Annotated in this window: 14 protein-coding genes; 8 read left to right on the plus strand and 6 right to left on the minus strand. The window is 72.9% G+C overall.

Annotated features, from left to right (window positions below; genetic code table 11):
• The 8 genes from nusA to ACFY8U_RS25895 all read left to right on the plus strand — a co-directional run bounded on the left by nusA (position 1) and on the right by ACFY8U_RS25895 (position 11454).
• Entirely contained in the window at positions 1-1008 is a 1008-nt protein-coding gene (nusA, locus tag ACFY8U_RS25860) for a transcription termination factor NusA (RefSeq protein WP_389574067.1), read from the plus strand.
• 129 nt (positions 1009-1137) lie between these two features.
• A complete protein-coding gene (locus tag ACFY8U_RS25865; RefSeq protein WP_352191528.1) occupies positions 1138-1416 on the plus strand; it encodes a YlxR family protein in 279 nt (92 codons plus the stop codon).
• 147 nt (positions 1417-1563) lie between these two features.
• Positions 1564-4662, plus strand: coding sequence for a translation initiation factor IF-2 (gene infB, locus ACFY8U_RS25870; RefSeq protein WP_361434417.1), 3099 nt, complete (start codon positions 1564-1566; stop codon positions 4660-4662).
• 140 nt (positions 4663-4802) lie between these two features.
• Complete coding sequence (locus ACFY8U_RS25875) at positions 4803-5096, plus strand: DUF503 domain-containing protein (RefSeq protein ID WP_019889861.1); 294 nt, start codon at positions 4803-4805, stop codon at positions 5094-5096.
• Positions 5097-5125: 29 nt separating this feature from the next.
• Entirely contained in the window at positions 5126-5575 is a 450-nt protein-coding gene (rbfA, locus tag ACFY8U_RS25880) for a 30S ribosome-binding factor RbfA (protein WP_361434416.1), read from the plus strand.
• Positions 5575-6471, plus strand: coding sequence for a tRNA pseudouridine(55) synthase TruB (gene truB, locus ACFY8U_RS25885; RefSeq protein WP_389574072.1), 897 nt, complete (start codon positions 5575-5577; stop codon positions 6469-6471). The genes rbfA and truB overlap by 1 nt, the downstream gene beginning before the upstream one ends.
• Before the next feature lie 218 nt (positions 6472-6689).
• A complete protein-coding gene (locus ACFY8U_RS25890) occupies positions 6690-10466 on the plus strand; it encodes a trypsin-like peptidase domain-containing protein (RefSeq protein WP_389574074.1) in 3777 nt (1258 codons plus the stop codon).
• Positions 10467-10497: 31 nt separating this feature from the next.
• Entirely contained in the window at positions 10498-11454 is a 957-nt protein-coding gene (locus ACFY8U_RS25895; protein ID WP_361434413.1) for a bifunctional riboflavin kinase/FAD synthetase, read from the plus strand.
• A 19-nt stretch (positions 11455-11473) separates the two neighbouring features.
• On the opposite strand, the gene ACFY8U_RS25900 is transcribed toward ACFY8U_RS25895, so the two are convergent.
• The 6 genes from ACFY8U_RS25900 to ACFY8U_RS25925 form a co-directional block, all read right to left on the minus strand.
• A complete protein-coding gene (locus ACFY8U_RS25900) occupies positions 11474-12547 on the minus strand; it encodes an ABC transporter ATP-binding protein (protein WP_389574077.1) in 1074 nt (357 codons plus the stop codon).
• A complete protein-coding gene (locus tag ACFY8U_RS25905) occupies positions 12544-13509 on the minus strand; it encodes an ABC transporter ATP-binding protein (RefSeq protein WP_389574080.1) in 966 nt (321 codons plus the stop codon). The genes ACFY8U_RS25900 and ACFY8U_RS25905 overlap by 4 nt, the downstream gene beginning before the upstream one ends.
• The gene (locus ACFY8U_RS25910; protein ID WP_361603484.1) at positions 13506-14405 is read right to left on the minus strand and encodes an ABC transporter permease; all 900 of its coding nucleotides are present in this window, start codon (positions 14403-14405) and stop codon (positions 13506-13508) included. The genes ACFY8U_RS25905 and ACFY8U_RS25910 overlap by 4 nt, the downstream gene beginning before the upstream one ends.
• On the minus strand, positions 14402-15463 hold the full coding sequence (locus tag ACFY8U_RS25915) for an ABC transporter permease (RefSeq protein WP_389574083.1): 1062 nt from the start codon (positions 15461-15463) through the stop codon (positions 14402-14404). The genes ACFY8U_RS25910 and ACFY8U_RS25915 overlap by 4 nt, the downstream gene beginning before the upstream one ends.
• A 12-nt stretch (positions 15464-15475) precedes the next feature.
• Positions 15476-17332 carry an ABC transporter substrate-binding protein gene (locus ACFY8U_RS25920; RefSeq protein ID WP_389574183.1) on the minus strand — a complete coding sequence of 619 codons (1857 nt, stop codon included), beginning with the start codon at positions 17330-17332 and terminating at the stop codon, positions 15476-15478.
• 177 nt (positions 17333-17509) lie between these two features.
• Positions 17510-21046 carry an SCO5717 family growth-regulating ATPase gene (locus ACFY8U_RS25925; RefSeq protein WP_389574085.1) on the minus strand — a complete coding sequence of 1179 codons (3537 nt, stop codon included), beginning with the start codon at positions 21044-21046 and terminating at the stop codon, positions 17510-17512.
• Between the last annotated feature and the right edge of the window lie 151 nt (positions 21047-21197).

Raw genomic sequence — 21197 nt, forward strand, 5'->3', positions numbered from 1 at the left:
GTGGACATCGACGTGAAGCTCCTGAAGGGCTTGGCACAAGAGAAGGAGATCTCCTTCGATCTGTTGGTCGAGGCGATCGAGTCGGCCCTCCTCATCGCATACCACCGCACCCCCTCGGCCCGCCGCCACGCGCGCGTGGAGCTGAACCGGCAGACCGGTCATGTGACGGTGTGGGCCAAGGAGGACCCCTCCGAGCTGGAGGAGGGCCAGGAGCCCAAGGAGTTCGACGACACTCCGTCGGACTTCGGCCGGATCGCCGCGAGCACGGCCCGCCAGGTCATCCAGCAGCGGCTGCGCGACGCCGAGAACGACGTCACCTTCGGCGAGTACGCCCGCCGTGAGGGCGACATCGTGGCCGGCATGGTGCAGCAGGGCAAGGACCCGAAGAACGTCCTCGTCAAGCTGGACGACAAGCTCGAGGCCATCCTTCCGGTGCAGGAGCAGGTACCGGGCGAGGACTACACGCACGGTCTGCGGCTGCGTACGTACGTGGTCCGGGTCGCCAAGGGTGTCCGCGGTCCTTCCGTCACCCTTTCGCGCACCCACCCCAATCTGGTGAAGAAGCTGTTCGCCCTGGAGGTCCCCGAGATCGCCGACGGTTCCGTCGAGATCGCGGCGATCGCCCGTGAGGCCGGCCACCGCACCAAGATCGCCGTACGGTCCACCCGTTCGGGCCTGAACGCCAAGGGAGCCTGCATCGGCCCCATGGGCAGCCGGGTGCGCAATGTCATGGCCGAGCTGCTCGGCGAGAAGATCGACATCGTCGACTGGTCGGACGACCCGGCCGAGATGGTGGCCAGCGCGCTCTCCCCGGCCCGGGTCTCCAAGGTCGAGATCGTCGACCTGGCCGCCCGCTCCGCGCGGGTGACCGTGCCGGACTACCAGCTGTCGCTGGCGATCGGCAAGGAGGGCCAGAACGCCCGCCTGGCCGCCCGTCTGACCGGCTGGCGCATCGACATCCGTCCGGACACCGAGCAGCCGTCCGACGAGCAGCGCGATCGGGACTGAGCGCGCCGCAAGGAGCCGCAAGGAAGAGATCCCGCCCTCGTCACCTGGTGTGAGAGCGAGATCACGACAAACGACCGTTCGAATTTTGCCCCAAACGGGTGAGGTCGGTACGGGGAGGTAGACTTAACCGTGTCTGGCCGGACGCATGCCCGCGCGTGCCCTGAGCGAACCTGTGTGGGATGCCGGGAGCGAGCGGCCAAGAGCGATCTGCTGCGCATCGTGGCGGTCGAGGGCGCTTGTGTCCCCGATCATCGCGGTACGCTGCCCGGCCGGGGTGCGTATCTGCACCCCGCCTCGGTCTGTCTCGACCTGGCGGTCCGTCGCCGGGCGTTCCCGAGGGCCTTCAAGGTCCAGGGGCCGCTCGAACTGGCGGAAATCAGGTGTCGGCTGGAGCAGCTCACCCAGTAAGAAGAAGTACGGCACGGAGAACCGTGCGGTCAGGTACCTCGCGAGTTGGAAGTAGGTCGAGATTGCGATGAGCACTCGATGAGTACGCGATGAGTACGCCCATGAAGTAGCGACGGTCCGGCGGTAACCGGACCTAAAAGGAGCGAAGTGGCTAAGGTCCGGGTATACGAACTCGCCAAGGAGTTCGGTGTGGAGAGCAAGGTCGTCATGGCCAAGCTCCAAGAACTCGGTGAATTCGTCCGTTCGGCGTCCTCGACGATCGAGGCGCCGGTCGTGCGCAAGTTGACTGATGCGTTGCAGGGTCCCGGCGGTGGCGCCGGCAAGACCGCTGCGAAGCCTGGCGCGCCTCGTAAGGCCGCCCCCTCGAAGCCCGCGGCGCCGTCTCCGGCCGCCGCGGCACGTCCCGCTGCCCCGAAGCCCGGCGCCCCGGCCCCCAAGCCGGCCCCCGCCGCGCCTGCGGCCCCGGTCACCCCGGCGGCTCCGGCGAGCAGCACCCCTTCTCCGGCTCCGGCCGCCTCGGGCCCCCGCCCGGGCCCGAAGCCCGCGCCCAAGCCGGTCACGCCGGCTCCGGCCGCGCCCGAGTTCACCGCGCCTCCGTCGGCTCCCGCCGCCGGTCAGCGTCCCGGTGGCGCGACCCCGGGACCCCGTCCCGCCGGCGAGCGTCCCGCCCGTCCGGGTCAGGGCGCGCCGCGTCCGCAGGGCCAGGGTGCCCCGCGTCCGCAGGGCCAGGGCGCTCCGCGTCCGGGCGGTGCCCGTCCGGCCGGTCCGCGTCCGGGCAACAACCCCTTCACCTCGGGTGGCTCCACCGGAATGGCGCGCCCGCAGGCGCCCCGTCCGGGTGGCGGTGCCCCCCGTCCCGGCGGCGGTGCCGTTCCGGGCGCCCCGCGTCCGCAGGGCGGCCCCGGTGGCGCCCCGCGTCCCCAGGGTCAGGGCGGTGCCCGTCCGACCCCCGGTGGCATGCCTCGTCCGCAGGCTCCCCGTCCGGGCGGCGCGCCCGGCGGTAACCGTCCGAACCCGGGCATGATGCCGCAGCGTCCCGCTGCCGGCCCGCGTCCCGGTGGTGGCCCCGGCGGCGGTCGTGGTCCCGGTGGCCCCGGTGGTCGTCCGGGTGGCGGCGGCGGTCGTCCCGGTGGCGGCGGCGGCTTCGCCGGCCGTCCGGCCGGTCCCGGCGGTGGCGGCGGCGGCTTCGCCGGTCGTCCCGGTGGTCCCGGTGGTGGCGGCGGCGGTCGTCCGGGTGGTCCCGGCGGCGGTGGCGGCGGCTTCGGCGGTCGTCCCGGCGGCTTCGGTGGCCGTCCCGGTGGCCCCGGTGGCCGTGGTGGCACGCAGGGCGCCTTCGGTCGCCCCGGCGGTCCCGCGCGTCGTGGTCGCAAGTCGAAGCGTCAGAGGCGCCAGGAGTACGAGGCCATGCAGGCCCCGTCGGTCGGCGGCGTGATGCTGCCCCGCGGTGGCGGCGAGACCATTCGCCTGTCGCGCGGTGCCTCCCTCACCGACTTCGCCGAGAAGATCGGCGCCAACCCGGCGTCGCTCGTCGCGGTGATGATGAACCTCGGTGAGATGGTGACGGCCACGCAGTCCGTCTCCGACGACACGCTGCAGATGCTCGGCGACGAGATGAACTACACGGTTCAGATCGTCTCCCCGGAGGAGGAGGACCGCGAGCTCCTCGAGTCCTTCGACATCGAGTTCGGCGAGGACGAGGGCGGCGAAGAGGCTCTGGTCTCCCGTCCGCCGGTCGTCACCGTCATGGGCCACGTCGACCACGGTAAGACCCGACTTCTCGACGCGATCCGCAAGACGAACGTCGTCGCGGGCGAGGCCGGTGGCATCACCCAGCACATCGGTGCCTACCAGGTGGGTACCGAGGTCAACGGCGAAGAGCGTCGCATCACCTTCATCGACACCCCGGGTCACGAGGCGTTCACCGCCATGCGTGCCCGTGGTGCGAAGTCGACCGACATCGCGATCCTCGTGGTCGCGGCCAACGACGGCGTCATGCCGCAGACGATCGAGGCGCTCAACCACGCCAAGGCCGCCGGCGTCCCGATCGTCGTCGCGGTCAACAAGATCGACGTCGAGGGTGCCGACCCGACCAAGGTCCGCGGTCAGCTGACCGAGTTCGGTCTGGTGGCCGAGGAGTACGGCGGCGACACGATGTTCGTCGACATCTCCGCCAAGCAGGGTCTGCACATCGACTCCCTGCTGGAGGCCGTCGTCCTCACCGCCGACGCCTCGCTCGACCTTCGGGCCAACCCGAACCAGGACGCGCAGGGTATTGCGATCGAGTCCCACCTCGACCGCGGTCGCGGTGCCGTCTCGACCGTCCTGGTCCAGCGCGGAACGCTGCGCATCGGCGACACCGTGGTGGTCGGCGACGCGTACGGCCGTGTCCGGGCGATGCTCGACGACAAGGGCAACAACGTCGAGGAGGCGACCCCGTCGACTCCCGTCCTGGTGCTCGGTCTCACCAACGTGCCGGGTGCCGGCGACAACCTCCTGGTCGTCGACGAGGACCGTACGGCGCGTCAGATCGCCGAGAAGCGTGCTGCGCGTGAGCGCAACGCCGCCTTCGCCAAGCGCGTCCGCCGGGTGTCCCTCGAGGACCTCGACAAGGTGCTCAAGGCCGGTCTGGTCCAGGAACTCAACCTCATCATCAAGGGCGACGCGTCCGGTGCGGTCGAGGCTCTCGAGTCCTCGCTGCTCCAGCTCGACGTCGGCGAAGAGGTCGACATCCGTGTCCTGCACCGCGGTGTGGGTGCGGTCACCGAGTCCGACATCGACCTGGCCATGGGCTCCGACGCCATCGTCATCGGCTACAACGTCCGGGCTGCCGGCCGTGCGGCCCAGATGGCGGAGCGCGAGGGTGTCGACGTCCGGTACTACTCGGTGATCTACCAGGCCATCGAGGAGATCGAGGCGGCGCTCAAGGGCCTCCTCAAGCCGGAGTACGAAGAGGTCGAGCTCGGTACGGCGGAGATCCGCGAGGTCTTCCGCTCGTCCAAGCTGGGCAACATCGCCGGTGTCCTCATCCGCTCCGGCGAGGTCAAGCGCAACACCAAGGCGCGCCTCGTCCGCGACGGCAAGGTCATCGCCGAGGACCTCACGATCCACGGTCTGCGCCGCTTCAAGGACGACGTCACCGAGATCCGCGAAGGCTTCGAGGGCGGTATCAACCTCGGAAACTTCAACGACATCAAGATCGACGACGTCATCGCGACGTACGAGATGCGCGAGAAGCCGCGCGCCTGAGTGCAGCGGTAGGTCGGGGCCGGTCGGCGGAAAGTATTCCGTCGATCGGCCCCGGCCGTTGCGTGTACGGTTCTGGTGTTCCTGCCAAGCGACGGCATGGCGGGCCACCGAACCCGAACCGGCGGGACATCCGGCACTACATGTACGTGGGGACTCTGTCCTTCGATCTGCTCCTCGGCGACGTTCATTCGTTGAAGGAGAAACGCTCCGTCGTCCGGCCCATCGTCGCCGAGCTCCAGCGCAAGTTCTCCGTGAGCGCGGCCGAGGTGGGCGACCAGGACCTCCATCGCAGGGCCCGTCTGGGCGTCGCGCTGGTGTCCGGGGACCCGGGGTTCGTATCGGACGTGCTCGACCGCTGTGAGCGGCTGGTCGCGGCCCGGCCCGAGGTGGAGCTGCTGTCGGTGCGACGCAGGCTCCACACTGATGAAGACTGAATGAGCAAGGCAAAGAAGGAGAAGGACCAGTGGCCGACAACGCGCGGGCGAAGAAGCTGGCGGACCTCATCCGGGAGGTGGTCGCCGAGAAGCTGCAGCGCGGCATCAAGGACCCGCGCCTGGGTACGCACGTGACCATCACGGACACCCGCGTCACCGGTGACCTGCGGGAGGCCACGGTCTTCTACACGGTCTACGGCGACGACGAGGAGCGGGCCAGCGCGGCCGCCGGCCTGGAGAGCGCCAAGGGCATCCTGCGCTCCGCCGTCGGTGCCGCCGCCGGGACGAAGTTCACGCCGACGCTGACCTTCGTCGCGGACGCCCTTCCGGAGACCGCCAAGACGATCGAGGACCTCCTCGACAAGGCGCGGGCCTCGGACGCCAAGGTGCGCGAGGCGTCCTCGGGCGCGAAGTACGCCGGCGAGGCCGACCCGTACCGCAAGCCCGAGGACGAGGACGAAGAGGGCACCACCGCCTGATGAGCACCGCAAAGACGCCCGACGGCCTTGTCATCGTCGACAAGCCGTCGGGCTTCACTTCGCACGACGTCGTGGCCAAGATGCGCGGGATCGCCAAGACCCGCCGTGTCGGCCACGCGGGCACGCTCGACCCCATGGCGACGGGCGTGCTCGTCCTCGGTGTGGAGCGGGCGACCAAGCTGCTCGGTCACCTCGCACTGACCGAGAAGGAGTACCTCGGCACCATCCGCCTCGGCCAGACGACGATCACCGACGACGCCGAGGGTGAGATCACGGCCTCCGTGGACGCGTCCAAGGTGACCCGTGAGGGGATCGACGCGGGCGTGGCGGAGCTGACCGGCGCCATCATGCAGGTGCCGTCGAAGGTCTCCGCCATCAAGATCGACGGCAAGCGGTCGTACGCGCGCGTGCGCGGCGGCGAGGAGTTCGAGATTCCGGCCCGCCCGGTCACGGTCTCGTCCTTCCAGGTGTACGACGTCCGCGAGGCCGTCGCCGAGGACGGCACGCCCGTCGTGGACCTCGTCGTCTCGGTGGTCTGCTCCTCCGGTACGTACATCAGGGCGCTCGCCCGCGACCTGGGCGCCGGGCTCGGCGTGGGCGGTCATCTGACCGCGCTGCGAAGGACCCGGGTCGGCCCGTACAAGCTCGACTCGGCGCGGACGCTCGACCAGCTCCAGGAGGAGCTGACGGTCATGCCGGTCGCCGAGGCGGCCGCCGCGGCGTTCCCGCGCTGGGACGTCGACGAGAAGCGGGGCCGGCTGCTGCTGAACGGCGTCCGCCTGGAGATGCCGTCCTACCCGGCGGGCCCGGTCGCGGTCTTCGGGCCGGGGGACCGGCTGCTCGCCCTCGTGGAGGACCAGAAGGGCAAGGCCAAGAGCCTCGCCGTCTTCGGCTGACGCGTCGGTGTGGACCATGGTGGAGCGGGCACGCACGCGTGCCCGCTCCACACTCCCCCCGGGTGATCCCCCGATCCCCCCCGGGCGAGTATCTATCCACTCCGATCCGCGTATTCACCCCTTCGGGCAGGCGCTCGGAGTGAAACGGGGGAGCGCTGGGGGGCGCGTTCGGCCTGTGTGGTTCTCGGAGTGATCACCGCCGACCTACCGTCGACACCATGGGACGCGGGGACCTCGGCACTCTGGTACGGATCTGCGATCCCGCGGGCCGACCGCGCGGAACCGGCTTCGTGGCCGACGACCGGGGAACGGTCGTCACCAGTCACGAGGCCGTCGACGGGCTCGTACGGATCGTCCTGCGCGCCCCCGGCGACCGGACGTACGCAGCCGAGGCCGACGCCGTCACCGCCCTGCCCGGGACGGGTCTCGCACTCGTACGGACCGAGGGGCTCGACGTCCGGCCGATGCCGGTCTCGGGGCGGACCGGGGTCGAGGCCGGGACGTACGTACGGATCGCGGCGCACGGCTGGCGGGAGGCCCGGGTTCTCGGCGCGGCGGCCGTCACCCACGCGGGAGCCGGCCGCCGGCGGATCCTCGGCCACGCCTGGGAGCTGGCCATCGGCACCGAAGGCGCCGATGCCCTGCGGCTCGGTGGACAGGCCACGGGCGGGCCCGTCGTGGACCCGGAGACCGGGGCGGTCCTCGCCGTCCTCGCCACCGCCCTGCACGGCGACCACCGGGCCGCCGGATACGCCCTGCCGCTCGCGCCCGTCGGCCCGCTCGCCGAGCTGCTGAGGCGCAACGCGGCGACCGCGCCCTGCTACGGCCCCGAGCTCAATCTGGCGGCCGTCCTGGAACTCACCGCCACCTCCGCCGGGGCCGTGGACCCGGCGGGGACCCGGACCGCGCCCGCGCCCGTCGAACGGGGCGTCTGCGTCCGCGAGTTCACCGCCTTCGCCGCCTCGGACGCCCTGGTCCTCGCCCTCGTCGGCGCCCCCGGCAGCGGCCGTACGACGGCGCTCGCCGCCCACCGCGCCGAGCGGGCCCGCGGCGCCGAGCCCGCCCCCACGGTCTGGCTGCGCGGGGCCGACCTGCGCGCCGACGACACCTCGGTCGCCGACGCCGTGGCCCGCGTCCTGCGCCAGGCCGGCCGTGTCGTCACCGCCTCGGGAGCCCGCGGCGACACCACGGCCGCCACCCCCGAACACGCCGCGGCGCTCGCCCGCGCGGCCGGCCGGCCGCTGCTGATCGTCCTCGACGGCCCCGAGGAGATGCCGCCCGCCCTCGCGCACCGCCTCCCCGGCTGGACGACGGGCACCGAGACCTGGCTCCGCGCCCATGGCGCCCGGCTGATGCTCGGCTGCCGCCCGGAGCACTGGGAACAGGCGTTCCGGCACTACACCCCCGAGTCCCTCCACAGGCCCGGTGCCATGCCGGAAGCCGGGGCGGTGCCCGGCGCCGTACCGCTCGGGGACCTCACCGAGGAGGAGGCGAGGCTCGCCCGCGCGCGCTACGGACTCGACCTCACCGATCTGGCCGCCGACGACGCCCGGCACCCCCTCACGCTGCGGCTGCTCGCCGAGGTACGGGACGCCGTGCCCGGGGGAGCGCCGGGGAGACCCGGGCGGGAGGAGATCCTCGGCGCCCACCTCGACCTGATGTGTCTGCGGGTCGCCGTACGGATCGCCGCCGGAACCCGCCCCGTCCCGCGCGGCGCCGACGTACGCCGGCTCGCCACGCGGGTCGCCGGGCAGATCCACGAGGCGGCCCGCAGATGCCTCGGGCCCGGGCAGGGCGAACTGGACCGCGGCTCCTTCGAAGAGCTCTTCCCCTGGCGGACCGGCTGGGCCTCCGCCGTCCTGACCGAGGGGCTCGTCGTCCCGGCCGGCTCCGGCTACCGCCTCGGCCACGAGGAGCTCGCCGACTGGATCCAGGGCGCCCACCTGGACGCCGACGAAGCCCTGCGCACACTCGCCGGCGTCACTACGCCCGGCCCGGCGCGCCGGGGGGCCTCGCCGGAAGCCCCGGCACGGCCGGGGGCGACGACGCCTGCCCCGGCACAGCCGGGGACCACAGCCGCCGGCTCGTCATGGCAAGGGGGCGCTACGCCCGGCCAGGCACGGCCGGAGGTAACCACGCTCGCTCCTGCCGGGCCGGGGACGACCACCCCCGCCCCGGCACCGCCAGGGACCATCACCCCCGCCCTGGCAGCGTCAGGGGCCTCTCCGGAGGTTCCGGCGGAGGGTCCGTTGCCCGTGCCCCGGCACCGGATCGGGCCCGTCGTTCAGGCCCTGCTTCTGATGGATCGCGAACACGGCTCCGACGCGCTCGGGCTCCGCCTGAGCGGACTGGCCGAGGCCCTGAACCGGCTCCGCGCCGAGGGCCTGGCGACCAGCGACGCCGGTTGGTGGGCCTCCCGGCTCCTCGCCCAGACCCTGCTCCGGCTCCAGGACCCCCGGCCCTACCTCCCGGTCCTCCGCCGCCTCGCCGACCACCTGGGCGGCCCCCGGCCCGCGCCCCTCGCGGGCGAGGGGATCCCCCAGCCGCGCCCCGCCCCGGAAACCGGGCCCGTGGCCCCCCTCTCCGCACCAGCCACCCCGCCCCCACCACGGGCCCCCTCCGCACCGGCGGCCGCCCCCGTCTTCGGGCCCGCGTTCTGGCAGGTCCTGCGGATCGGGGAGGGGGAGCGGATCGACCTGCTACGGCGGCTCGTGCCGGCCGACCCGCCCGTCGGCGCCACCACGGCCCCCAGGTTCCTCGACGTCGTCGCCGCACGCCTCGTCGCCGAGCCCCGTGGCGTACAGCCGCTGCTCTGCCGCTGGTTCGGAGACGGACGCGCCCTCGCCGCCGCCCCGTACGCCACCGTCGGCACCGCCGCGCAGGCCCTCCTGCACACCCATCGGCACCTGGCCGTCGACGACCTCTGCGAAGCGCTCGTCGCCACCGCCCACCCGCTCGCCGACGGGCTGCTCACCGCGCTCACCGAGGACGAGCCCTCGGCCGTGTGCCGGGCCGTCGACCGCTGGGCCCACGACGACGGCCGGCCCGCGCGCCGCGCCGCGGCCGCCGCGTACGGCAGCCTGGTCGCCCCGCACGCCACGACCGGCCCCGACCGCGAACTCCTCGGCTACGCCGCCCTCGCCCTGCTCGCCCGCCCCGGCGACGCGGACCTGCACGGTCCCGCCCTCGGCCTCCTCGTCCGCGACCCGCACACCCGATCCCGTCATCTGCCCCGCGCCCTGACCCACCCGCGCGTCCCCGCGGACGCCCTCACCGCCGCGCTCGCCACCCACCCCGAACCCGTCCTCGCCGCCCTCGAGGCCCGGCTGCACGGGCCCGGCGAGGCCGCCGGAGAGACCCTGCGCGCGCTCGCCGAGGTCACCACGCCCGCGCTCGCCCGGCGCGCCGCCGCACTCGTCGGCGCGTACGTCGACCGCCACCCCGACGGCGCCCACCACGCCGCCGCGTTCGTCGACCGCCGCCTCGAACACGGCCCCGCCGCCCGCGCCGTCCTGTTCCCCCTGGTCACCGGCCTGCTGCGCGGCAGGCCCGTCCAGGTCCGCAGCGCCCTCGCCCCCGTGCTCGCCGCGCCCGGCACAGGAGCCTCCCGCCTGCTGCGTACCGAACTTCTCGACGTACTCCTCGACCACGAGCGGTACGCGGCACGGGACCTCGCCGTGCTCGACGCCCTGCTGCGGGCCGCCGCCCTCGGCTGCGAGCGGCGCCCCGAGGTCCGCACCCGCGACCTCGTCCACCGCAGCGCCCTCCTCCTCGTCCGTACGCCCGAAGGGGCGACCTGCTGCGACCGGAGGCTCGTCGAGCTCGCCCGCGAAGTACCCGCGTTCGCCACCCAGCTGGCCCGCTGGCTCGCCGACGCCCCCGACGAGTGGGCCGTCGTGGTCGGCCCCGGCGCCCGTCGTACGGTCCAGAGCATCGGCAGGTCCATGCCGATGCGAGGAGAAGGCCGTGGGCATGGCAGTCTTAGACCGGCGTAATCGGCGAACAGGCGGACGAGGAGCGGTCACAGTGCAGCGCTGGCGTGGCTTGGAGGACATCCCCCAGGACTGGGGGCGCAGCGTCGTCACCATCGGCTCCTACGACGGGGTGCACCGCGGACACCAGCTGATCATCGGGAGGGCCGTGGAGCGCGCCCGTGAGCTGGGCGTGCCCTCGGTCGTCGTCACCTTCGAGCCGCACCCCTCCGAGGTCGTACGGCCCGGCAGCCACCCCCCGCTGCTCGCCCCGCACCCCCGCCGCGCCGAGCTGATGGCGGAGCTGGGCGTGGACGCGGTGCTCGTCCTGCCCTTCACGGCCGACTTCTCGCAGCTCTCCCCGGCGGACTTCATCGTGAAGGTCCTCGTCGACAAGCTGCACGCCAAGGCCGTCGTCGAGGGACCGAACTTCCGCTTCGGCCACCGCGCCGCGGGCAACGTCGCCTACCTCACCGAGCTCGGCGCCACCTACGACTACGAGGTCGAGGTCATCGACCTCTTCGTGAGCGGCACGGCGGGCGGCGGGGAGCCGTTCTCCTCCACGCTCACCCGCCGACTGGTCGCCGAGGGCGACGTGGAGGGCGCCGCCGAGATCCTCGGACGCCCCCACCGCGTCGAGGGCATCGTCGTCCGCGGCGCCCAGCGCGGCCGTGAGCTGGGCTTCCCCACGGCCAATGTGGAGACCCTGCCGCACACCGCGATCCCGGCGGACGGCGTGTACGCCGGCTGGCTGACCGCCGCCGGGGAGCGCATGCCGGCCGCGATCTCGGTCGGCACGAACCCCCAGTTCGACGGGACGGAGCGGACGGTCGAGGCGTACGCCATCGACCGCGAGGGCCTGGACCTGTACGGCCTGCACGTGGCCGTCGACTTCCTGGCGTACGTCCGCGGCATGCTCAAGTTCGACACGCTCGACGACCTGCTCGCGGCGATGGCCGGGGACGTGAAACAGGCCCGGGAACTCACCGCGGCGTACGACAAGAAGAGCTGACCCCCCCGGGGGCCGCGCGTCAGACCACCTTCGCGCCGCCGGCCACCCAGTGGCAGGCCACCTCCCGCGTACCGCCGCCGCCGAGCACCGGCAGATCCTCGCCCCGGCAGCGGTCCGCGACCTCCGAGGCCTCGCCCGAGGCGAGGACCTGGCAGCGGGCGTGGAAGCGGCACCCGGACGGGATGCGGGCCGGGTCCGGCGGCTCGCCGGTCAGCACCACAGGCGCCCCTTCGGACTCCGGCAGGACGGACAACAGGGCCCGGGTGTACGGGTGCTGAGGGGCGGTCAGGACGGACTCCACCGTCCCGGTCTCCACGATCCGCCCCAGATACATCACCGCCACCCGGTCCGCGATGTTCCACGCGAGTCCCAGGTCGTGCGTCACGACCAGCGCCGAGAGCCCCAGTTCGTCGCGGAGCCGCAGCAGCAGCGCCAGGATCTCGCCCCGTACCGACGCGTCCAGCGAGGCCACCGGCTCGTCCGCGACGATCAGCTCGGGCTGGAGGACCAGCGCGCCCGCGATGACGACGCGCTGACGCTGCCCGCCGGACAGCTCGTGCGGATAGCGCAGGAAGAACCGCTCCGGGGGGCGCAGGCCCGCCCGGGACAGGGCCTCCGCGACGGCCGTCCGCTCGTCCCCGTCGTACCGGTGGATCCGCAGCCCCTCGGCCACCGCGTCGTACACCGTGTGCCGGGGGTTCAGGGAGCCGCTGGGGTCCTGGAGGACCAGCTGGGCGCGCCTGCGGTACGCCTTGAGCGCGCGCGAGGTGTACGAGAGCGGCGCACCGGCAAAGGTGACGGAGCCGGAGGTCGGCGGCACCAGTCCGAGCAGCGACCGCGCCAGCGTGGTCTTGCCGCACCCCGACTCGCCGACCAGGGCCACGATCTCCCCGGCGCCGATGTCCAGATCCACCCCGTCCACGGCCCGCGCGGGAGGAGCGCCCCGCCTTCCGGGGAAGGTGACGCGCAACCCGCTCGCCGACAGCAGCGGACCCACGGCCTCCGCCGCGCCCGCGGGGGACGCCGAGGCCACCGACGTGCCCGCGCTCGCTCCCGCGCCCGTCGGTGCGGCGTCCGGTGTCAGCGGGTTCATGAGCCACTCCCTACGTGTACGCAGGCGGCGCGGCGCCCCACGCCCGCCTCCCGCAACTCCTGGTCCTGCTCACCGCAGACCTCCACCGCCGCCGGACAGCGCGGGTGGAACGCGCAGCCGCCCGGCAGATCGGCCGGGTCCGGCGGATCGCCCGGCAGCCCGCGCGGCGCCCGGCGTGACGCCGGGTCGCCGATCCTCGGGAAGGCCGAGGACAGGGCGCGCCCGTACGGGTGCTCCGCCGCGTCGTACACCTCCCGCGCCGGGCCCTCCTCCACCACACGCCCCGCGTACATCACGGCGAGCCGGTCGCAGGTGTCGGCGAGGACCGCCAGATCGTGGCTGATCATCAGCAGACTGATGCCGTCGTCGGCCACCAGACGCTCGATCAGCCGCAGGATCTGCGCCTGGATCATCACATCGAGCGCCGTCGTCGGCTCGTCCGCCACGATCAGCCGCGGATCGCAGGCGAGCGCCATCGCGATCATCACGCGCTGCCGCTGCCCGCCGGACAGCTCGTGCGGATACGCCGCCGCCCGCGCCGTCGGCAGGCCGACGTGCTCCAGGAGCTCCCCGACCCGCTTCCGCGCCTCCGCCGGGGTCGGACGCCCGTGCACGAGCAGCGGCTCCGCGATCTGGTCGCCGATCCGCTGCACCGCGTTGAGCGAGTGCATCGCGCCCTGGAAGACGATCGACGCCCCCGCCCAGCGCACGGCCCGCAGCCGCCCCCACTTCATGGCGAGGACGTCCTCGCCGTCGAGGAGGATCTGCCCCGTCAGCCGCGCCGACGCGGGCAGCAGGCGCAGCAGCGCCAGCGCCATCGTCGACTTCCCGCACCCCGACTCGCCCGCGACCCCGAGCTTCTGCCCGGCGGCCAGGGTGAGATCGACGCCCCGTACGGCGGGGACGGCGGACGCCCCCGACCCGTACGTCACCGTCAGGTTCTGTACCTCGAGCAGGCTCATCGCCCCACCCCCAGCTTCGGGTTCAGTACGGACTCGACCGCCCGCCCGCACAGCGTGAAGGCCAGCGCGACCAGCGCGATCGCGATCCCGGGCGGGGCGAGGTACCACCAGTGACCGGACGAGACCGCGCCCGCCTCGCGGGCGTCCTGGAGCATGCCGCCCCAGGAGACCACCGTCGGATCGCCGAGGCCCAGGAAGGCGAGCGTCGCCTCGGTGAGGATGGCTGTGGAGATGCCGAGCGTGGTCTGGGCGAGCACCAGCGGCATCACGTTGGGCAGCACGTGCCGGCTCATGATGTGCCCGTGTCCGCCGCCGAGCGCCGTGGCCCGCTCGATGTACGGGCGGGACTCCACCGCGATCGTCTGGGCGCGCACCAGCCGGGCCGTGGTCGGCCAGCTGGTGACACCGATCGCGAGGATCACCGTCCACATCGACCGGGACATCACGGTCGCGAGGACGATCGCGAGGACGAGGGCCGGCATGACGAGGAACCAGTCCGTGATGCGCATGACGACCGTCGAGAACCAGCCGCCGTAATGCCCGGCGATGATCCCGACGAGGGTGCCGATGGCGACCGAGAGAGCCGCCGCGAGCAGCCCGACGAGCAGTGAGATTCGCGCGCCCCAGATCAGCAGCCCGAGCAGCGACCGCCCGAACTGGTCCGTCCCCAGCGGGAATTCGGTACTCGGCGACTCCATGGCCGTACCCGGCGCGTTCGTCACCGACTGCACGTCCGCGCCGACGATCAGCGGGGCGGCGAGGGCGAGCAGGGCGATCAGGGCGAGTCCGGCGAGACCGTAGAGACCCGCGCGGTGGGTGCGGTACTGCTTCCAGAAGCGGGACACCGTACCGCGGCGGCGTTCCCAGGCCAGAGAGGAGAGTGACGAGGAGGTCATCGGCCCACCCGGGGGTCGAGCAGCGGATAGAGCAGATCGGCGATGAGGTTCATCACGATCATCGCGCCGGCGAAGACCACGAACAGGCCCTGGACCAGTGGCAGATCGGGCACGCTGAGCGCCTGGTAGAACAGCCCGCCGAGCCCCGGCCAGGAGAACACCGTCTCCACCAGGATCGAACCGGCCGCCACATGGCCGAGGTTGATGAAGACCATGGTCACCGTCGGCAGCAGCGCGTTCGGTACGGCGTGCCGGCGCCGTACGACGTCGTCGCGCAGCCCCTTCGCCCGCGCGGTCGTCAGATAGTCGCTGCCCATCTCGTCGAGCAGCGACGAGCGCATGACGAGCAGCGTCTGCGCGTAGCCCACCGCCACCAGGGTGACGACCGGCAGCACCATGTGGTGGGCGACGTCGAGGACGTACGCGAAGCCGGTCTCACCCGCGCCCGACTCCATACCGCCGGTGGGGAAGAGCCCGGGGATCGGCCCGATGCCGACCGAGAAGACGATGATCAGGAGCAGCCCGAGCCAGAACGAGGGCACGGACCACAGGGTCAGCGCGACGCCCGTGCTCACCTTGTCGCCGAGACCGCCGTGGTGCCAGGCGGAGCGGGTGCCGAGCCAGAGGCCGAGCGCCGAGTAGATCACCACGGCGACACCGGTCAGCAGCAGCGTCGCCGGCAGCTTCGTCGCGATGAGATCGCCGACCGGGGCATGGAACTGGTACGAGGTGCCGAGATCGCCGCTCAGCGCCTTGGCGCAGTAGTCCGTGAACTGCTGCCACAGCGGCAGATCGAGCCCGAACTGCCGGCGCAGCGTCGCCAGCTGCTCGGCCGAGGTGGGGATCCCGTGGGTCATCGCCTTGACCGGGTCACCGGGGATGATCCGGAACAGGAAGAAGCTGGTGACCAGGACGGCGAAGAGCGAGACGGCCGCGCCGCCCAGCTTCCCGGCCACGTAGCGGAGGTACTGGAGGGTCGTACCGGTGCGGGACGCGCCGTCCGTGGTGCGGACCTTGTCGGTCCGCACCACGTCGGCGGGGGTGCTTGCTGTCGTCACGTCGCCGCTCGTCTACTCGCGGTCGTCGGCGGTGGAGCGCCGCCGCATGCCGAGGAAGACGCCGGCACCGACCACGACGACCACGGCCGCGCCGATACCGAGGACGACACCGTTGGACGACTCGCTCTCCGATCCGGCGGCGGTGGACGCCGGGGTCGGCACGGCCGACCACCAGCTCCAGTAGCCGTCCTGACCCCAGAGGTTGCCGGCGGCCGCCGGCATGGTCGTGATGGACTTGATCTGGTCCGAGCGGTACGCCTCCAGGGCGTTCGGGTAGGCCATGATGTTCATGTACCCGGTGTCATACAGTCTCGACTGCATCCGCTTGACGAGATCCGCCCGCTTGGCGGCGTCGTACTCCGCCGACTGCTGCGCGTAGAGCGTGTCGAACTGCTTGTCGCAGATGAAGTTGTCGGTGGCGCCGCTGTCCTTCGGGGTCGCGGGCAGCGCGCCGCAGGTGTGGATCGACAGCACGTAGTCGGGGTCCGGGTTGACCGACCAGCCGTCGAACGCGAGGTCGTAGTCGCCCTTGGTCCACGGATCGCCGACGTTGTCGAGGCACTCGACCTTCAGCCCGATGCCGAGCTCGCCCCACCACTCCTGGAGGTACTTCCCGACCGCCTTGTCGTTCGGGTCGGTGGCGTGACAGAGGATCCGGAAGTCGAGCGGCCTGCCGTTCTTGCCGACCCGCTTGCCCTCGCCGTTCTTCTTGTATCCGGCCTGGTCGAGGAGGAGCGCGGCCTTGGCCGGGTCGTAGGCGAGCTTCTGCCCGGCGCCCGGCTTCCAGAAGTACGCGCCGAAGCGCGGCGGGATGTAGCCCTCGCCCTCGACGGCGTGGCCCTGGAAGACCTTGTCGACGATCGTCGTGCGGTCGACGGCCAGGAAGAGCGCCTTGCGGACCGCCGGGTCGAGGAGCGCCGGGTGGCCGTTGCCGAAGGTCTTGCCGTCCTTGGAGCGGGCGCCCGGATTGGTGGCCAGGGCGAAGAAGCGCCGGCCGGGAGCGTCGTTGACCTTGATGTTCTTGGTGGACTTCAGCGCGTCTGCCTGAGCGGGCGTCAGGTTCGAGACGAACGACACCTCGCCCTTCTGCAGCGCGGCGACGGCGGCGTCACCGTCCTTGTAGTACTTGAACACCAGCTCGTCGAACTTGGGTGCGCCCCGCCAGAAGCCCTTGTTCGGCTTCATCTTGATGTACTGGTCGACCTTGAAGTCCGTGATGACGAACGGCCCGTTGCCGACGATCGGGAACTGCTGGTCGTTGTTGAACTTCGAGAAGTCGCCGACCTTCTCCCAGACGTGCTTGGGCACGATCGGCACGTCGAGCGCCGTCATCGTGGCCTGCGGCTTCTTCAGCTCGATGACGAGGGTTCGCGGGTCGGGCGCGGTGACCTTCTTGAAGTTGGACGTGAAGCTGCCGTTCGCGGTGGCGGCGTTCGGGTCCGTCATCATCTTGTTGAAGGTCCAGGCCGCGTCCTCGGCGGTGGCCTGCTTGCCGTCGGACCACTTCGAGTCCTCGCGGATCGTGTACGTCCAGGTGAGCTTGTCCGGCGAGGGCGTCCACGCGGTCGCCAGACCCGGGATCGCCCGGGCGTCGTCGGCGTCGTAGTTGGTCAGGTACTCGTACGCCAACCGGTGGATGCTGGTCGAGACGAGCTTCTGGGCGAGGAACGGGCTCAGGGAGTCGACGCTCTGCGAGACGGCGACGGTGAGGGTGGTGCCACCGCTCTTCGCGTCGCCTTCGGCGGCCGGCGCCGCCTGGGCCGTGACCTGGGGAACGGCCATGAGCGTAGTGGCGGCGACGCCCGCGGCGAGGAGCAGCCGGGGCAGTCTGCGGGGGGTGGCAGGGCGGGGCGGGACCTTCGTGACCATGACCATAGGACGTACCTCGCGTCGTGGATCTTGGGCGCCAACTGGTGAAGCGAAGGTTTATCAGCGGTGGACAGCGTCGTCAACGATGACTCAAACCCCTTGTGGGCTGCGGGAATACAGGAAGGCCCCGCACCGGGGAGCCGGTGCGGGGCCTCATTGGTCTACTCCTGTGACGCCTTACTGCTGAGGGGCTGGCGGAGCCTGCGGAGGCGTCTGGGGGTGCTGCTGCGGCCACCCGGCGGGGGGTACGGGAGCGTTCGGATCCGCTTGCGCCTGCGGGGGTACGGGCTGCCCGGGGGGCTGCTCCCAGCCCTGGGGCGAGCCGGGCTGGCCGGGCTGGCCGTACTGAGGCGGCTGCCCGGGCTCACCCGGCTGTCCGGGCTGAGGCGCGTAGGGCTGCTGCGGGTAGGGCTGCGGCTGGGCCTGGGGGTACGGCTGTGCCTGCTGCTGCTGCGGCTGCTGGGGGTACGGCTGGGGCGCGTACGGCTGACCCGGCTGCGGGGGCTGCGGGGCGTACGGCTGTCCGGGCTGAGGCGCGTACGGCTGACCGGGGGCGGCCTGACCGGGCATGGGCTGTCCGGGCATCGGCTGCTGACCGGGCATCGGCTGTTCGGGCATGGGCTGCTGACCCGGCATCTGCTGCTGGCCCGGCATCGGCGGGGCCATGTTCGGCGGCAGGGTGCCCTGGCCGTCGCCCGTCCACAGCCCCTGCGCCTGCTGCGCACGGGAGAAGTCCTCGGCGACCATCGCCGACAGGTTGAAGTACGCCTCACGCGTCTTCGGCCGCATCATGTCGAGGTCGACCTCGGCGCCCGCCGACAGGTGCTCGTCGAACGGCACCACGATCACCCCGCGGCAGCGGGTCTGGAAGTGCTGCACGATGTCGTCGACCTTGATCATCTTGCCGGTCTCGCGCACTCCGGAGATGACCGTGATCGAGCGCTGCACCAGCTCCGCGTACCCGTGGGCGGAGAGCCAGTCGAGCGTCGTCGAGGCGCTGGAGGCACCGTCGACGGACGGGGTGGAGATGATGATCAGCTGGTCGGCGAGGTCCAGCACACCGCGCATCGCGCTGTAGAGCAGACCCGTACCGGAGTCGGTGAGGATGACCGGGTACTGCTTGCCCAGGACGTCGATCGCCCGCCGGTAGTCCTCGTCGTTGAACGTCGTCGAGACGGCCGGGTCCACGTCGTTGGCGATGATCTCCAGACCGGAGGGCGCCTGTGAGGTGAAGCGGCGGATGTCCATGTACGAGTGGAGGTACGGGATCGCCTGCACGAGGTCACGAATGGTGGCCCCGGTCTCGCGCCGTACCCGGCGGCCGAGCGTGCCTGCGTCCGGGTTGGCGTCGATGGCGAGGATCTTGTCCTGCCGCTCGGTGGCCAGGGTCGCGCCGAGCGCGGTGGTCGTCGTGGTCTTGCCGACACCGCCCTTGAGGGAGATGACCGCGATCCGGTAGCAGGACAGGACCGGCGTACGGATGAGGTCGAGCTTGCGCTGCCGCTCGGCCTCCTCCTTCTTGCCGCCGATCTTGAAGCGGGCGGAGGCGGCCGGGTTCCGGCTGGACTTGGCCTTCTGCTTGTTGTTGCGCAGCAGACGGTCGGAGGAGAGCTCGACGGCGGCGGTGTACCCGAGCGGGGCACCCGGCACCGACCGCTCACGCTGGTCGTGCGTGACGGGGGTGGGCCAGGCGGCACCGGTCCGCGGATCGACGGGCGCCTGCGGCGGAACCTGCGCGTCGGGCTGCGGCTGAGGCTGGGCGGGGTGCGGGAAGCCGTACCCACCCTGCGGGGCGGGGGCCTCGCCCTGCTGCGGGAAGCCGTACCCGCCCTGCGCCTGCGGGGGCACGGGGGTGGGCTGGGGCTGCCCGGGCTGGGGGAACCCGTACCCACCCTGCGGGGCGGGCGCCTGCGGAGCCTGAGGTGCCTCGGGCGCGGGGGCCTGCGGCGGTACGGGTGCGGGCTGGGGTTGTCCCGGCTGGGGGAACCCATAGCCACCTTGCGGCGCGGGCGCCTGCGGTGCCTGGGGTGCCTCGGGCGCGGGCGGCTGCGGCGTCGGGGGCTGGGGCTGTCCGGGCTGCGGGAAGCCGTAGCCACCCTGCGGAGCCTGTGGCGCCTCGGGCGCGGGCGGCTGCGGCGCCTGGGGCTGGGGCTGTCCGGGCTGCGGGAAGCTGTACCCACCCTGTGCCTGCGGCGGTACGGGGGCGGGCTGGGGCTGTCCGGGCTGGGGGAACCCGTAGCCACCTTGCGGGGCGGGCGCCTGCGGAGCCTGGGGCGCCTCGGGCGCGGGGCCCTGCGGCGGTACGGGGGCGGGCTGGGGCTGTCCCGGCTGCGGGAAGCCGTAGCCACCCTGCGGGGCGGGCGCCTGCGGAGCCTGAGGTGCCTCGGGCGCGGGGGCCTGCGGCGTCTGGGGCTGTCCGGGCTGCGGGAATCCGTACCCACCCTGCGGCGGCACGGGAGCCGCCGGGGTCTGCCAGGCGGCGGCCGGCGCCGGCGCGGCCGGCGGAGCCGTCGGCGTGCCGGTGGGTTCCGGGGCCGGCCACTGCTGCGCGGGCGTGGGAGCCGCGGGCTGGAACGACGGCGGCAGCGGAGGCAGTCCGGCCCCGTCCTGCGGCGCGGGCGCCGTAGGCACTGCGGGCGGCACCGCGGCAGACGGCAACGCCGCCGGGACCGCGTCCTGCGGCTCCGGCTGGTCGGCCTGCCCGGGCGCGGGAGCGGCCTGGGGGGCATCGGCGGCGCGCAGCGCGAACTCGTCCGGCTCGGAGGGCCGGGCCGCCGGTGGTGCCGGGACGCCGGGCGCCTGGTCGGCCTCCGGCGCAGTGTCCGCGACGGCGTCCGCCGGACCCTGCTCCGGCCCGCTCGCGGTGTCCGCCGCGGACTCTCCGGAGTCCGCCGGCGAAAGCTCGCTCGTGGGTGAGCCTGCGGCAGCCGCCGCGTCCTTCTGCGTCGGGTCGGCGCCCCCTCCCTCTGCAGGGCCGGCGGTCTCCGAGGAACCGTCCTCGGAGTCGTCCTGCGCTGCGGCGGGAGCGCCGTGGGTGTCGAACGCGGGCGGGGTGCCCGCGCCGGCGGCGTCCGTCGTCGCATCGGTACGGGGACCCGTCGCGCCGTCCGTCGCCGCCGGAGGGGCCGCCGGGGGCGGCGCCTGGTCACCGGAGTGTCCCTGGCCGGCCGGGGCGTCGCCCGTCGCCGTACCCGGGGCGGAGTCTCCGCCGGTCTCCTCCGTGCGCGCGTTCCCGGCCGCGGCGGCCGCCGCGCGCTCGGAGATCTCCGCCATCTCGCGCTTGAGCGCGGCGGGGGAGAAGCGCATGGTGGCGCCGCTCTCCAGATCGCCGTTGCCGAACGCCCCGCTGTCGGCGGCCACGGCCGGTGCGGCGGGCGTGGGCGCGACCGGTGCCGGAACGGGCGCGGCAGGCTCGACGGGCGCGCCAGGGGCCGGAGCCGAAGCCGGTGGTACCGGCGCCTGAGGCGCATAGTTGGGCTCGAAGCCGCTGTTCGCCGGAAGCCCCGGGACGCCAAGAGGCGCGCTGCCCGGCGGCGGTGGCATCGCACTCTCGGTGCCCCCCGAACCGGCTGATCCCGACGCGTTCTGCGTGTACCAGGCCGGAGGGGTGTAGTCGATGGTGAACTCACCCGTCATCTCGGCGGGATCCGCGTCGGACTGATCATCGGCGGGTGGATTCCAACCCCCGTGGATCCCGTCCCGATCGCCGTTCACTTTGCCTCCTGGTGTGGTCGCGCACCCTTGTGCTGTCGTGGGCGGGCCCTACCCACCCTAAACGCCAACCGCGTCCGTGGGGCAGGCCGGACTGCCCGGCCGTATCTGTCCTGTAGATCACGTCTCGCCCCCAAGTGACCTACCGGCACCG

Origin of the sequence: Streptomyces sp. NPDC012508 (assembly GCF_042902595.1) — a bacterium.
GTDB lineage: Bacteria > Actinomycetota > Actinomycetes > Streptomycetales > Streptomycetaceae > Streptomyces.